This window comes from Pseudomonas sp. MF08817 (assembly GCF_059862705.1).
In genome coordinates, this window is the sequence record NZ_JCBCUY010000110.1 from 1 (window position 1) to 574 (window position 574).

Annotated in this window: 1 protein-coding gene; it reads left to right on the top strand. The window is 58.5% G+C overall.

Going from position 1 to position 574, the window contains the following annotated elements; all coding sequences use genetic code 11:
• Positions 1-574 (top strand): immunoglobulin-like domain-containing protein (locus AC19YR_RS24820; RefSeq protein ID WP_500600448.1); only part of this gene is annotated, 574 nt, incomplete at both ends.

Genomic DNA, 574 nt, shown 5'->3' on the forward strand with positions numbered 1-574 from the left:
TCTACAAAGACGGCGAAACCGTGCCAATGGGCATCGACACCGCCACCGTGGACGGCAAATCCTTCGAGAACCTGGTGATCGGCGGTGATGCCTCGGTAGTCGTGAACGACACCGAAACCGAAGTGGTTGCCACCCTGACCGTGGACAAAACCACTGTCACCGAAGGCGGCGACGTGACTTACACCGTCACGCTGACCAACAAAGCCGGCCTGCCGATGGAGAGCCATGGTCCGCTGACGTTCACCCTGAGCGACGGCACCAAAATCTCTGTTAAGGCCGGCGAAACCACCGGTACTGCGGTCGTCCAAACCACCAACGACGTGTTCACCGGCGGCCAACCTTCGCTGGTTAACAAACTCGTCGGTGTTGATGGCGCAGACGATTTCGAGAAACTGACCCTCGATCCGAAAGAGCACACCACTACCGTTACCGATCAGCCAACCGGCGAAGGCGACAAGGTCACCGTGAGCATCGCGGGCGACGGTCCTGTGTTCGAGAACCAGGTCCAGAAATTCACCGTTTCGGTCAGCCAAAAACTCGACCATGACCTCACCGTGACCCTGAAAAACGGCGC